Consider the following 15,549-nt stretch of genomic DNA (forward strand, 5'->3'; position numbering starts at 1 on the left):
ATGAGCACCGGCGACAAGCGGTCGACCGAGCAGGACGTGGCACAGCGGCGCGAGGAGCTGCTGCGGCGCCGGCTGGCCGGCAAGCGAGGGGGTCGCCGGTCCGTCATCACCCGGGCCGACCGGGAGCAGCCGCTGCCGCTGTCCTTCGGCCAGCAGCAGATGTGGTTCCTCAACCGCCTGGAGCCGGACAGCGCCGAGTACCTGGTCCCGCTGGTGCTGCGCCTGACCGGCACCCTCGACCGCGAGGCGCTCGGCGCCGCCTGGACCGGGATCGTCGCCCGGCACGAGATCCTGCGCACCCGCTACGCGCTGGCGGGCGAGGAGCCGGTCCAGGTGGTCGAGGAGGCCCGCCCGGCGCCGTTGCCGGTCACCGACCTGACCGCCGTCCCGGCCGCCGAGCGCGAGCGCGACGCCCGCGCGGCGGCCGAGACCGAGATCGCCGTCCCGTTCGACCTGGAGCGGGACCTCTCCGCCCGGGCCCGGCTGATCGCCCTCGCCGAGGACGAGCACCTGCTGGTGGTCACGTTCCACCACATCGCCTGCGACGCCTGGTCGGTCGGCCTGTTCGCCGAGGAACTCGGCACCCTCTACGCCGCGTTCACGGCCGGCCGGGCCGACCCGCTGGCGCCGCTGCCGGTCCAGTACGCCGACTTCGCCGCCTGGCAGCGCCGCGAGGTCACCGGCGAGGCCCTGGAGCGCCAGCTCGGCCACTGGCGCGAGCGGCTCACCGGCGTGCCCGTCCTCGACCTGCCCACCGACCGGCCGCGCCCGGCCCGCCGCGACCCGGCCGGCGACGCCGTCTCCTTCACCGTCCCCGCCGCGACCGCCCGCCGCGCCCTCGCGCTCGCCACCGCCCACGACACCACCCGCTTCACCGTCCTGCTCACCGCCTTCCAGGGTCTGCTGGCCCGCTGGACCGGCGGCAGCGACATCCCGGTCGGCGTCACCGTCTCCGGCCGCGCCCGGCCCGAGCTGCAGCCGCTGATCGGCTACGGCATCAACGTCGTCGTCGCCCGCCTCGGCTGGACCGGCGACCCGGCGTTCGGGGACCTCCTCGACGCCGGCCGCGCCACCGTGCTGGACGCCTTCGCCCACCAGGCGGTGCCCTTCGCCCGCCTCGTCGACGAGCTGCAGCCGGAGCGCGACGCCTCCCGCACCCCGCTCTACCAGGCCGACTTCATCCTCCGCGAGCACCAGGCCCCGGCCTTCGAGCTGCCCGGCCTGAGCGTCCGCGCCGAGACCGCCGACCGCGTCGCCAAGACCGACCTCACCCTCGACATCGAGGACTCCCGGGACGGCGCGCTGCACGCCCGGCTGCGCTACGCCACCGCCCTGTTCGACCGGGAGACGGTCGAGCGGATGGCCGCCCACTACGTCCGGCTGCTGGACGCCGCCACCGCCGACCCGGCCGCCCGGCTCTCCGCCCTGCCGATGCTCGGCGAGGACGAGCTGGAGCAGGAGCGGCCGTCGGCCGACGCCGAGGAGCCGCTCGACGCCACCGCCACCGCCACGGTGCCCGCGCTCTTCGCCGAGCAGGCCCGCCGCACCCCCGACGTGCCCGCCGTCCTGTTCCGGGACACCGCGCTCGACTACCGGGAGCTGGACGAGCGCTCCAACCGCCTCGCCCGGCTGCTGATCGGCCGCGGCGCCGGACCCGAGCAGCTGGTCGCCCTCGCCCTGCCGCGCTCCGCCGAGCTGGTCGTCGCCGTGCTCGCCGTGCTCAAGACCGGCGCCGCCTACCTGCCGATCGACCCGGCCCACCCCGTCGACCGGATCGCCTTCCAGCTCGCCGACGCCCGCCCGGCCCTCGCCCTGACCGGCGCCGACACCGACGGCCTGCTCACCGACCCGGCCCTCGCCCGGATCGTCCTCGGCACCGACGCCACCGCCGAGGCGCTCGCCGCGCAGCCCGCCACCGCCCTCGCCGACGCCGAGCGGACCGCGCCGCTGCTGCCCGCCCACCCCGCCTACGCGATCTACACCTCCGGCTCCACCGGCCGCCCCAAGGGCGTCCTGGTCGGCCACGGCGCTCTCGCCAACCAGATGACCTGGATGGCCGCCGAGTTCCCGCTCGCCCCCGACGACCGGGTGCTGTCCCGCACCGCGCTGACCTTCGACGCCTCGGTGTGGGAGCTGTGGCTGCCCCTGCTGACCGGCGCCGCCGTCCGGGTCGCCCCCGACGAGGTGCTGCGCGACCCCGAGCTGCTGCTCGCCCACATCGCCGACCACGGCGTCACCGTCGCCCAGTTCGTCCCCTCGCTGCTCGCCGTGGCCGCCCGCGCCCACCGCCCGGGCACGCCGCTGCCGCTGCGCCGGGTGTTCACCGGCGGCGAGCCGATCGCCCCCGCGCTCGCCGCCGAGGTCACCGCCGCCTGGGGCGTGCGGGTCCACAACCTGTACGGCCCGACCGAGACCACCGTCCAGATCACCACCCACACCTTCGACCCGGCCGCCGACACCGTGACCGTGCCGCTCGGCAGCCCGGTCCGCAACACCCGGCTGCACGTGCTCGACGCGGCCCTGCGCCCGGTCCCGGCCGGCGTGACGGGAGAGCTGTACGTGGCCGGCCGGCAGCTCGCCCGCGGCTACCTGTGCCGCCCGGAGCTGACCGCCGAGCGCTTCCTGCCGGACCCGTTCGGCGCCGCCGGCGAGCGCCTCTACCGCACCGGCGACCTGGTGCGCCGCCGCCGGGACGGCCGGCTGGAGTACGTCGGCCGCACCGACGAGCAGGTCAAGGTGCGCGGCTACCGGATCGAGCCGGGCGAGATCGAGGCCGCCGTCACCGGCTGCCCCGGCGTCCGGCAGGCCGCCGTGGTCGTCCGCGAGGACCGGCCCGGGGACCGGACGATCGTCGCCTACGCGGTGGCGGCGCCGGACGCCCGGATCGACGCCCGCGAGGTGCGCGAGCTGGTCGCCGCCCGGCTGCCCGAGTACATGGTCCCGTCGGCGGTCGTCGCGCTGGACGCGCTGCCGCTGACCCCCAACGGCAAGCTCGACCGGCGGGCCCTGCCCGCGCCGGGCGCCGAGGACCTCGCCGCCCGCCGGTACGTCGCCCCGCGCACGGAGGCCGAGGAGCGGATCGCCCGGGTGTGGGCCGAGGTGCTCGGCCTGCCGCGGGTCGGCGCCGAGGACGGCTTCTTCGACCTCGGCGGCGACTCCATCCGCGCCGTCCGCCTGGCCGGCGCGCTGCGCGCGGCCGGGTACGAGGTCGCCGTCCGCGACCTCTTCGAGCACCGGACGGTCGCCGCGCTGGCCGCCGCCGTCGCCGACCGCGACACCCCCGCCCCCGCCGCCGCCGGGATCGCGCCGTTCGCGCTGATCGACGCCGCGGACCGGGCGCTGCTGCCGGCCGACGCCGTCGACGCGTACCCGCTGTCGCAGGTGCAGACCGGCATGCTGGTCGAGATGCTGACCGGCGGGAGCGGCAACGCCTACCGCAACATCAGCTCCTACCGGATCCCCGACGCCGAGCCGTTCTCCGCCGGGGCGCTGCGCGCGGCCGTCGAACTGCTCACGGCCCGCCACGAGATCCTGCGCACCTCCGTCCACCTGGAGGGCTTCGGCCGCCCGCTGCAGCTGGTGCGCGCCCGGGCCGAGGTGCCGGTCGCGGTGAGCGACGTGCGCGCCCTGTCGGCCGAGCGGCAGGAGCGGCTCGCCGAGGACTTCGGCCGCGAGGAGCGCGCCGCCTGGTTCGAGCTGACCGCCGCGCCGCTGCTGCGGATCGCCGTGCACGTCGAGTCCGACGACGCCTGGCGGCTCACCTTCAGCCACTCGCACGCCGTGACCGACGGCTGGACGGTCAACTCGCTGCTGGCGGAGCTGCTGGACTGCTACCGCGCGCTGCGCGACGGCCGCGAGCCGGCGGCGTCCGAGGCGCCCGCGGTGCGTTACGCCGACTTCGTCGCCGCCGAACTGGACGCGCTGGCCGACCCGGCCGAGCAGGCGTTCTGGGCCGGGGTCGTGGGCACCCACGCGCCGGTGTCCGTCCCCGCCTCCTGGGCGGCCGGGGCCGCCCCGGGAGTGGCAGCGGAGCCGCTGCACGTCCGGGTCCCGTACGGCGACCTGGTGGACGGGCTGCGCGCCCTCGCCGCCGAGTCCGGCGGCTCGCTGAAGACCGTGCTGCTGGCCGCCCACCTCAAGGTGCTGGCCACGCTGTCCACCGAGGAGGCCGTCCACACCGGCGTCGTCCACCACGGCCGCCTGGAGGCGGTCGGGGCCGACCGGGTGCTCGGCATGCACCTCAACACCCTGCCGTTCCCGGCCCGTCCGGGCGCCGCCCGCACCTGGCGCGAGCTGGTCGAGGCGGTGCGCCGCCAGGAGACCGAGACCTGGTCGCACCGCCACTACCCGCTGCCCGCGATCCAGCGCGCCGCGGGCGCCGGCGGCGAGCTGCTGCCGGTGCTGTTCGACCACCAGGACTTCCACCAGGTCGACGGCGGCACCACCGAGGTCGACGGCGGACTGCGCGACGGCGGCAACGAGTTCGGGCTCACCGCGACCTCCCGCGGCGGCGGCATCGACCTCAGCACCACGACCGCCGTGGTGAGCCGGGAGAACCTGGCGCGCCTCGGCTCGATGTACCGGGCCGTGCTGGCCGCGATGGCCGCCGGCGGGGCGGGGAGCGCCCGGGCCGCGGTCCTGCCCGAGGGCGAGCGGGAACTGCTGCTGGGGGCGTGGAACGCCACCACCGAGCGGCCGGTGACGCGGGCCGTGCACGAGTTGTTCGCCGTCGTGGCGGCTGCTTCTCCGGAGGCGGTGGCGCTGACCAGTGGGGATGTTCACCTGTCCTACCGGGAGCTGGACGAGCGGGCCAACCGGATCGCCCACCACCTGGTCGCGCTGGGCGCGGGGCCGGACGTGATCGTCGGTGTCTGCCTGGAGCGCGGTCCGGACCTGGTCCCGACGCTACTGGGTGTGCTGAAGTCCGGTGCGGCGTACCTGCCGCTGGACCCGGTGAACCCGGCCGACCGCCTGGCCTACATGCTGGCCGACGCGCAGGCACCGATCCTGATCACCCACTCCGCCGTCGCCGCACCGGAGTTCACGGGCACCCGGATCGTCCTGGACCGTGACGCCGAGGCGATCGCGGCCCGCCCGGCCACCGCCCCCGTGACCGGGGTGCTGCCGGACAACCTGATCTACGTCATCTACACCTCCGGCTCCACCGGCCTGCCCAAGGGCGTCTGCCTCACCCACGCCAACGTCGTCCGTCTCTTCGACTCCACCCGTGAGCAGTACGCCTTCGGCCCCGAGGACGTCTGGCCGCTCTTCCACTCCTACGCCTTCGACGTCTCCGTCTGGGAGATGTGGGGCGCCCTGCTGCACGGCGGCCGCCTCGTGGTCCTCCCGCCGACGGTGACCCGGTCCCCGCAGGACATGCTGGACCTGCTGGTCCGCGAGCAGGCCACCGTGCTGTGCCAGACCCCGACCGCCTTCCGCTCGCTGGCCGCCCTGGCCGGCGACAGCGGGACGGCGGTGGACGGGCTCGCCCTGCGCGCCGTGATCTTCGCCGGCGAGCGGCTCGACATGTCCGAACTCCGGCCCTGGACGGACCGCCTCGGCGCCCACCGCCCCGCGCTGATCAACATGTACGGGATCACCGAGACCACCGTCCACTCCACCTACCACCGGGTGACCGAGGACGACCTCGCCCGCCCCACCCACAGCCCCATCGGCTCCCCGCTCTCCGACCTCACCATCCACATCCTCGACGCCGACGGGCAGTTGGTGCCGGTCGGCGTCCCCGGCGAGATCCACGTCGGCGGCCCCGCCGCCGCCCGCGGCTACCTCAACCGCCCCGAGCTGACCGCCGAGCGCTTCGTCCCGGACCCGTACGGCCCGGTCGGCTCCCGCCTCTACCGCAGCGGCGACCTCGCCGTCCGCCTGGCTGACGGCACCATGGAGTCCCTCGGCCGGATCGACAAGCAGGTCAAGATCCGCGGCTACCGGATCGAGCTGGGCGAGATCGAGGCATGCCTGCGCGAGCACGCGCAGGTCCGCGACGCCGTGGTGGCGGTGCGCGAGGGCGCGGCGGGGGAGAAGACCCTCGCCGCCTACCTGGTCGTCGCTCCCGGCGCCACCCTGGACGCGGCCGAGCTGCGTACCCACCTCGGTGCCGCGCTGCCGGAGTACATGGTTCCGGCGGCCTTCGTCGAGCTGGCCGCCGTCCCGCTGACGGCCAACGGCAAGGTCGACCTGCGCGCGCTGCCGGCGCCGGATCTGGCGGCGTTCGCGGGTGCGGCGTTCGTGGCGCCGCGCACGCCGGTGGAGGAGCGTCTCGCCGCGGTGTGGGCCGAGGTGCTGGGTCTGCCGGAGGTGGGTGTCGAGGACAGTTTCTTCGACCTCGGTGGTGACTCGATCCGGGCGGTTCGTCTGGTCGGCGCGCTGCGAGCCGCCGGGTACGACGTCTCGATTCCCGACATGTTCCAGCTGAAGACCATTGCGGCGCTGGCGGTGCGGGTGGCCGGTCAGGAGGTGACCGGTTCCCTGGTGGAGACGGTCGAGCCGTTCGCGCTGATCGGTGACCGGGACCGCGACCGCCTTCCGGCGGGTGTGGTGGACGCGTACCCGTTGTCGCAGGTGCAGACCGGCATGCTGGTCGAGATGCTGGCCTCCGGTGACGAGCACGTCTACCAGAACATCAACTCCTTCCGGATCCCGGACAGTCGACCGTTCTCCGCCGAGGCGATGCGCGAGGCGCTGGCCACGGTCGTCGCCCGCCACGAGATCCTGCGCACCTCGATGCACCTGGACGGCTTCAGCCAGCCGCTCCAGCTCGTCCACGCGCGGGTCGACGTCCCGCTCGCGGTGCACGACCTGCGCGACCTGTCCGCCGAGGAGCAGACCGGGCGCGCGACGGCGTACGTCGCCGCCGAGCGGGCGGCGGGCTTCGAGCTCACCGCCGCGCCGCTGCTGCGGGTCGCCGTGCACGTCGAGGCCGATGACGCCTGGCGAATGACGTTCAGTCACATCCACGCCGTCACCGAGGGGTGGAGCTACCACACCCTGCTGATGGAGGTCCTGGCCTGCTACCGCGGCCTGGTCGAGGGACACGGCCTGCCCGCCTACGAGGCCCCCGCCGTCCGGTACGCCGACTTCATCGCCGCCGAGCTCGCCTCGCTGGCCGACGCCGGCGACCAGGCGTTCTGGCAGGACGTGGTGACCACCCACGCCCCGACCGCGCTCCCCGCCTCCTGGGCGGAGCAGGGCGCCACCCGCGAGAAGGTGCACGTCCGGGTGCCGTACGGGGACCTGGAGGAGGGGCTGCGGTCCCTGGCGGCCTCGGCGAGGACGTCGCTGAAGAGTGTGCTGCTGGCGGCGCATCTGAAGGTGCTGGGGACGGTGTCGGGCGAGGAGTCGTTCCACACGGGTGTGGTGTACCACGGTCGTCTGGAGGCGCCGGGTGCGGACCGGGTGCTGGGGATGCACCTGAACACGCTGCCGTTCCCGGCGAGTCGGGGTGAGGCGCGGACGTGGCGTGAGCTGGTGGAGGGGGTGTACCGGCAGGAGAGCGAGATCTGGGCCCACCGCCGTTACCCGCTGCCCGCCATCCAGCGCGCGGCCGGCGCCTCGGGCGACCTGCTCGGCATCCTGTTCGAGTACTTGGACTTCCACCAGGTCGACACGGCCGCGATCGACGCCACCGCCACCATGGGCGTGGGTGGTAACGAGTTCGGGCTCAACGCCATTGCCCGGGGCGGGAATCTGGGGCTGAGCGGCTCGACCGATGTGGTCAGCCGGGACAGCCTGGAGCGGTTGGGCGGGATGTACCGCTCGGTGCTGGAGGCGATGGCCGGGGATCCGGACGGGGCTGCGGATGTGGTGTTCCTGTCGGACGCAGAGCGTTCGTTGCTCGATGGTTGGGCTTCGGGTGGCTCGGTGGAGCGGCCGGCGGGGACGGTGCTGGAGCTGTTCGAGGCGCAGGCCGTCGCGATGCCGGACGCCGTCGCGGTCGTGGCCGGGGATGTTCGCCTCTCCTACCGTGAGGTGGAGGAGCGGGCGAACCAGGTGGCGCACCACCTGATCGCGGCCGGTGCGGTCGCCGACTCGCTCGTCGGTGTGTGCCTGGAGCGCGGCCCCGAGCTGGTCCCCGTCCTCCTCGGCATCTGGAAGGCCGGAGCGGCGTACCTGCCGCTGGACCCGACCCTCCCCGCCGAGCGCCTCGCGTACATCCTCGCCGACACGGCGGCCCCGGTTCTGGTCACCAGCACCGCTCATACCGCCACGCTCTCGGCCGTCCACCAGGGCACCCTTGTCGTCCTGGACACCGACCGCCGTCTGAAGCGTCGTCCCACCACGGCTCCGGCGCGTGCGACGGATCCGGCGCAGCTGGCCTACGTCATCTACACGTCCGGTTCGACGGGTCGTCCCAAGGGCGTGATGATCCACCACGCCGGTCTGGCCAACTACCTGACGTGGACCGTCGACACCTACGCCTCCCACGGCACGGGTGGTGCTCCGCTGTTCTCGTCGATCTCGTTCGACCTGGGGATCCCGGACCTGTTCACGCCGCTCATCTGCGGCCAGCCGGTCACCCTGCTCCCGGACGGCATCGACACCGCGTCGCTGGGCTCCGCCCTCGCCGAGGCGGGTCCGTTCAGCTTCGTCAAGCTCACCCCCGGCCACCTCGACCTCCTCACCCACCAGCTGTCCGCCGACCAGGCCCACGATCTCGCCGGTGTGGTCATCGCGGCGGGCGACAACTTCCCCGTCTCCCTGGCGGAGCGCTGGCAGCAGCTGGCCGGTACGGACGGCACCAAGGTCGCCACCGAGTACGGTCCCACCGAGATCACGATCGGCAACTCCGGTCTGATCATCGGCGAACTGCCGACGACGGAGGCCATCCCGCTCGGCGCGCCGATCCCCAACACGGGCATGTACGTCCTGACCGCCGACCTCCGGCCAACCCCGATCGGTGTCGCGGGCGAGGTCCACATCGACGGCGCCGGCCTGGCCCGCGGCTACCTCGGCCGCCCCGACCTCACCGCCGAGAAGTTCCTCCCCAACCCCCACGGCCCCGCCGGCTCCCGCCTCTACCGCACCGGCGACCTCGCCCGATTCCTCCCCGACGGCACCCTGGAGACCCTCGGCCGCATCGACAACCAGGTCAAGATCCGCGGCTACCGCATCGAACTCGGCGAGATCGAAGCCCGCCTGCGCGAACACCCCCACGTCCGCGACGCGGTGGTCAGCGTCCGCGAGCCGCAGCCGGGCAACAAGCGCCTCACCGCCTACCTCGTCCCGGCCGAGGCCGCGACCCCCGACACCGCCGCCCTGCGCGCGTACCTCGGGGCGGCTCTGCCCGACTACATGGTCCCCGCGGCCTACCAGCTGATCGACCGCATCCCGCTCACCGGCAACGGCAAGGTCGACCACCGCGCCCTGCCCGCGCCCGACCTGGCGGCCTTCGCCACCGAGGAGTACGTCGCCCCGCGCACGCCGCTGGAGGAGCGCCTCGCCGCCGTCTGGTGCGAGGTGCTGGACCTGCCGCGGGCCGGTGTCGAGGACAGCTTCTTCGACCTCGGCGGCGACTCCATCCGCGCCGTCCGTCTGGTCGGCGCCCTGCGCGCCGCCGGGTACGACGTCTCGATCCCCGACGTCTTCCAGAACCGCACCGTCGCCGCCCTCGCCGAGCTGCTGGGCACCCGCGACCTCGGCCACTCGCTGGTCGCGGCCGTGGAGCCGTTCGCGCTCGTCACCGGGCAGGACCGCGCGCTGCTGCCGGTGGACGCGGTGGACGCGTACCCGCTGTCGCAGGTGCAGACCGGCATGCTGGTCGAGATGCTGGCCGGAGACGGCCGGAACACCTACCGGAACATCACCTCCTTCCGGATCCCGGACCCGCGGTCCTTCGACGCCGAGGCCATGCGCGCGGCCGTGGACACGGTCGTCGCCCGGCACGAGGTACTGCGGACGACCATGCACCTGGACGGCTTCTCGCAGCCGCTCCAGCTGGTCCGTGCGGCCGTCGACGTTCCCGTGCAGGTCACCGACCTGCGCGGGTCGGCCCCGGAGGAGCAGACGCGGCAGACCCTGGCCTGGGTCGAGGAGGACCGCGCGGCCGCGTTCGACCTCGCCGAGGGGCCGTTGCTGCGGCTGGCCGTGCACATCGAGGCCGACGACGCGTGGCGGCTCACCTTCAGTCACCTGCATGTGATCACCGACGGCTGGACGGTCAACTCCCTGCTGATGGAGCTGGTCGGCATCTACCGCGCGCTGCGCGACGGCCAGGAACCTGCCGCGTACGAGGTGCCCGCCGTCCGGTACGCGGACTTCGTCGCGGCCGAGCAGGCCGCTCTCGCCGATCCCGCCGAGCAGGCGTTCTGGCAGGGCGTCGTGGACACCCACAGCCCGCTCGTCCTGCCGACCGGCTGGGCCGACGAGTCCGCCGCCGCCACCGAGCGGCACGGCCTGCGGGTCCCGTTCGCAGACCTGGAGGACGGTCTGCGCAAGCTGGCCGTCGAGGCGAAGACCTCGCTGAAGAGCGTGCTGCTGGCCGCGCACCTGAAGGTGCTCGGCGCGCTCACGGCCGAGGAGTCCTTCCACACCGGCGTGGTCTACCACGGCCGCCTGGAGGCCCCCGGTTCCGACCGGGTGCTCGGCATGCACCTCAACACCCTGCCGTTCCCGGCGGGTCGGGGCGCGCGGAGCTGGCACGAACTGGTCGAGGGCGTGTACGCCCGGGAGACCGAGATCTGGTCGCACCGCCGCTATCCGCTGCCCGCGATCCAGCGCGCCGCCGGCGTCGGTGGAAACCTGCTCTCGGTGCTGTTCGACCACCAGAACTTCCACCAGGTCGACGCCGACTCCGTGGACGTCGAGGCGACCATGGGCGAGGGCGCGAACGAGTTCGACCTCGTGGCGATCGCGAACGGCGGTGCGTTCAGGCTCAGTTGCGCGGGCACCGTCTTCGCGGCGGAGAACCTGGCGCGGCTGGGGGCGATGTACCGCTCGGTGCTGGAGGCGATGGCGGCGGACCCGTTCGGTGACGCGACCGGTCCTGTTCTGCCGGAGGCTGACCGGGCGTTGCTGCTGGGGGAGTGGAACGCGCCGGTCGAACGGCCGGTGACGGCGACGGTGCACGAGCTGTTCGCCGCCGTGGCGGCTGCTTCTCCGGAGGCGGTGGCGCTGACCAGCGGGGATGTTCACCTGTCCTACCGGGAGCTGGACGAGCGGGCCAACCGGATCGCCCACCACCTGGTGGCCGCCGGGGCCGGACCGGACGTGATCGTCGGTGTGTCGCTGGAGCGCGGTCCGGACCTGGTCCCGACGCTACTGGGTGTGCTCAAGTCCGGTGCGGCGTACCTGCCGCTGGACCCGGTGAACCCGGCCGAGCGCCTCGCCTACATGCTGGCCGACGCGCAGGCGCCGCTCCTGATCACCCACTCCGCCCTGCCGGAGCTGGACTTCGACGGCACCCGGGTCCTGGTCGACCGTGACGCCGAGGTGATCGCGGCCCGTCCGGCGACCGCTCCCGTCACGGCGACCACGCCGGACAACCTGATCTACGTCATCTACACCTCCGGCTCCACCGGCCTGCCCAAGGGCGTCTGCCTCACCCACGCCAACGTGGCCCGGCTGTTCACCGCGACGCGCGAGCAGATCGAGTTCTCGGCCGATGACGTGTGGGCGCTGTTCCACTCCTACGCCTTCGACGTCTCCGTTTGGGAGATGTGGGGCGCCCTGCTGCACGGCGCCCGGCTCGTCGTCGTCCCGCCGGCCGTCGGTCGCTCCCCGCAGGACATGCTGAACCTGCTGGTCCGCGAGCGGGTCAGCGTGCTGTGCCAGACCCCGTCCGCCTTCCGCTCGCTGGCCGCCCTGGCCGGCGACGCCGAGGCGGCGGTGGACGGGCTCGCCCTGCGCGCCGTGATCTTCGCGGGCGAGCGGCTCGACATGTCCGAACTGGAGCCGTGGACCGCACGGTTCGGCGTGCGCCGCCCGGCCCTGGTCAACATGTACGGCCCGACCGAGATCACCGTCTACGCGACCCACCACCGGATCGGCGCCGTCGACCTGGCCCACCCCGGCCGCAGCGTCATCGGCCACCGTCTGTCCGACCTCACCATTCACCTCCTCGACGCGGACGGGCAGTTGGTCCCGGTCGGCGTCCCCGGTGAGATGCACATCGGTGGCCCCGGCCTCGCCCAGGGCTACCTGCGTCGGGCCGAGCTGACGGCGGAGAAGTTCGTTCCCGACCCCTTCGGTGCGGCGGGCTCCCGCCTCTACCGGACGGGTGACCTGGCGCGCTTCCTCGCCGACGGCTCGATCGACTTCCTCGGCCGGATCGACAAGCAGGTCAAGGTCCGCGGCTACCGCATCGAACTGGGTGAGATCGAGGCCCGTCTGCGCGAGCACGCGCTCGTCCGCGACGTCGTCGTGGCGGTGCGGGAGAGCGAGGCGGGCGAGAAGTCCCTGGTCGCGTACATCGTCCCGGCGGAGGGCGCTGCGCTCGACACCGCCGAGCTGCGTACCCACCTCGGTGCCGTCCTGCCGGAGTACATGGTTCCGGCGGCCTTCGTCGAGCTGGCCGCCGTGCCCCTGAACGGCAGCGGCAAGGTGGACCACCGCGCGCTGCCGGCGCCGGATCTGGCGGCGTTCGCGGGTGCGGCGTTCGTCGCGCCGCGCACGCCGGTGGAGGAGCGTCTCGCCGCCGTGTGGGCCGAGGTGCTGGGTCTGCCGGTGGTGGGTGTCGAGGACAGCTTCTTCGACCTCGGTGGTGACTCGATCCGGGCCGTTCGCCTGGTCGGCGCCCTGCGTGCCGCGGGCTTCGACGTCTCGATTCCCGACGTGTTCCAGCTGAAGACCGTCGCCGCGCTGGCGGTGCGGGTGGCCGGTCAGGAGCTGACCGGTTCCCTGGTGGAGACGGTCGAGCCGTTCGCGCTGATCGGCGACCGTGACCGGGCACAGCTCCCGGCGGGTGTGGTGGACGCGTACCCGTTGTCGCAGGTGCAGACCGGCATGCTGGTCGAGATGCTGGCCTCGGGCGACGAGCACGTCTACCAGAACATCAACTCCTTCCGGATCCCGGACGCGCAGCCGTTCGACGAGGCCGCGATGCGTGCGGCCCTCGCCACCGTCGCCGCCCGCCACGAGATCCTGCGCACCTCGATGCACCTGGACGGCTTCAGCCAGCCGCTCCAGCTCGTCCACGCGCGGGTCGAGATCCCGCTCACCGTGCACGACGTGAGCGCGCTCCCGGCGGAGCAGCAGCAGGAACTCGCGTTCGCCTACGTCGCCGAGGAGTACGCCGCCGGCTTCGACCTCACGGCGGCTCCGTTGCTGCGGATCGCCGTCCATGTCGAGGGCACCGACGCCTGGCGGATGACGTTCAGTCAGATCCACGCCATCACCGAGGGGTGGAGCTACCACACCCTGCTGATGGAGCTCGTCGCCGTCTACCGCAGCCTGCGCGACGGCCAGGAGCCCGCCCCCTACGAGGTCCCCGCCGTCCGGTACGCGGACTTCATCGCCGCCGAGCAGGCCGCCCTGACCGACACGGGCGTCCAGGAGTTCTGGCAGCAGGTCGTGGACACCCACAGCCCGGCCCGGATCCCCGCGAGCTGGGCGGCGGACGAGGCCGCCTCGGGCGAGACCTTCCACGCCCGGGCGCCCTACGCGGACCTGGAGGAGGGCCTGCAGCGGCTCGCCGCCTCGGCGAGGACGTCACTCAAGAGCGTCTTCCTCGCCGCGCACCTGAAGGTGCTGGGCATGCTGACGGTGGAGGAGTCGTTCCACACGGGTGTGGTGTACCACGGTCGTCTGGAGGCGCCGGGTGCGGACCGGGTGCTGGGCATGCATCTGAACACGCTGCCGTTCCCGCTGACTCGGGGCGCTCGTACGTGGCGTGAGCTGGTGGAGGGGGTGTACCGGCAGGAGACCGAGATCTGGGCCCACCGCCGGTACCCGCTGCCCGCCATCCAGCGCGCGGCCGGGAACTCGCGCGAGCTGCTGACCATCCTGTTCGAGTACCTCGACTTCCACCAGGTCGACACCGACACCGTCGACGTCCAGGCCAACATGGGCAGTGACGCCAACGAGTTCGGGCTCAACGTCATCGCCCGTAGCGGTCGGATCAACCTGTACAGCACGGGTGCGGTGGTGAGTGGCGAGAATCTGGAGCGGTTGGGCGGGATGTACCGCTCGGTGCTGGAGGCGATGGCCGGGGACCCGGACGGGGCTGCGGACGTGGTGTTCCTGTCGGACGCCGAGCGCTCGCTGCTGGACGATTGGGCGACCGGAGGCTCGGTGGAGCGGCCGGCGGGGACGGTGCTGGAGCTGTTCGAGGCGCAGGCCGTCGCGACGCCGGACGCTGTCGCCGTGATCGCGGGGGATGTTCGCCTCTCCTACCGTGAGGTGGAGGAGCGGGCGAACCAGGTGGCGCACCACCTGATCGCGGCCGGTGCGGTCGCGGACTCCCTCGTCGGTGTGTGCCTGGAGCGCGGTCCCGAGCTGGTCCCGGTGCTGCTGGGCATCTGGAAGGCCGGAGCGGCGTACCTGCCGCTGGACCCGACCCTCCCCGCCGAGCGGCGCGCGTTCATCCTGGACGACACCCAAGCTCGCATTCTCGTCACGGACACCGTTGGATCGTTCGACGGGACGACTCTGCTCGTCGGTGACCTCATCGGCGGCGATGTCACCGCTCCGGCGCGTGCGACCGACCCCGCCCAGCTGGCCTACGTCATCTACACGTCCGGTTCGACCGGTCGTCCCAAGGGCGTGATGATCCACCACGCCGGTCTGGCCAACTACCTGACCTGGACGGTGGACACCTACGCCTCCCACGGCACCGGTGGTGCTCCGCTGTTCTCCTCCATCTCCTTCGACCTGGGTATCCCGGACCTGTTCACGCCGCTGATCTGCGGCCAGGCGGTCACGCTGCTGCCGGACGGTCTGGACACGGCGTCGCTGGGTGAGGCTCTGGCGGAGGCGGGTCCGTTCAGCTTCGTCAAGCTCACCCCCGGCCACCTCGACCTCCTCACCCACCAGCTGTCCGCCGACCAGGCCCACGATCTCGCCGGTGTCGTCATCGCGGCGGGCGACAACTTCCCCGTCTCCCTCGCCGAGCGCTGGCAGCAGCTGGCCGGTACGGACGGCACCAAGGTCGCCACCGAGTACGGGCCCACCGAGATCACCATCGGCAACTCCGGTCTGATCATCGACACCCTGCCGCTCACCGAGGCGATCCCGCTCGGCGCGCCGATCCCCAACACGGGCATGTACGTCCTGACCGCCGACCTGCGGCCGGCCCCGATCGGTGTCGCGGGCGAGGTCCACATCGACGGCGCCGGCCTGGCCCGCGGCTACCTCGGCCGCCCCGACCTCACCGCCGAGAAGTTCCTCCCCAACCCCCACGGCCCCGCCGGCTCCCGCCTCTACCGCACCGGCGACCTCGCCCGCTTCCTCCCCGACGGCACCCTGGAGACCCTCGGCCGCATCGACAACCAGGTCAAGATCCGCGGCTACCGCATCGAACTCGGCGAGATCGAAGCCCGCCTGCGCGAACACGCGCAGATCCGCGACGCCGTCGTGACCGTCCGCGCCCTCGGCACC

1 protein-coding gene (running past one end of the window) is annotated in these 15,549 nt (G+C 73.4%); it reads left to right on the forward strand.

Annotated features, from left to right (window positions below; all coding sequences use genetic code 11):
• On the forward strand, nt 1-15,549 hold the 5' portion of the coding sequence (locus ACIQ9P_RS19365; protein ID WP_402357073.1) for a non-ribosomal peptide synthase/polyketide synthase. 12,144 nt of this gene lie beyond the right edge of the window; the window shows 15,549 of its 27,693 coding nt (coding positions 1-15,549); it begins with the start codon at nt 1-3; the stop codon falls past the right edge of the window.

The organism is Kitasatospora sp. NPDC094019 (genome assembly GCF_044764505.1).
Taxonomy (GTDB): domain Bacteria; phylum Actinomycetota; class Actinomycetes; order Streptomycetales; family Streptomycetaceae; genus Kitasatospora.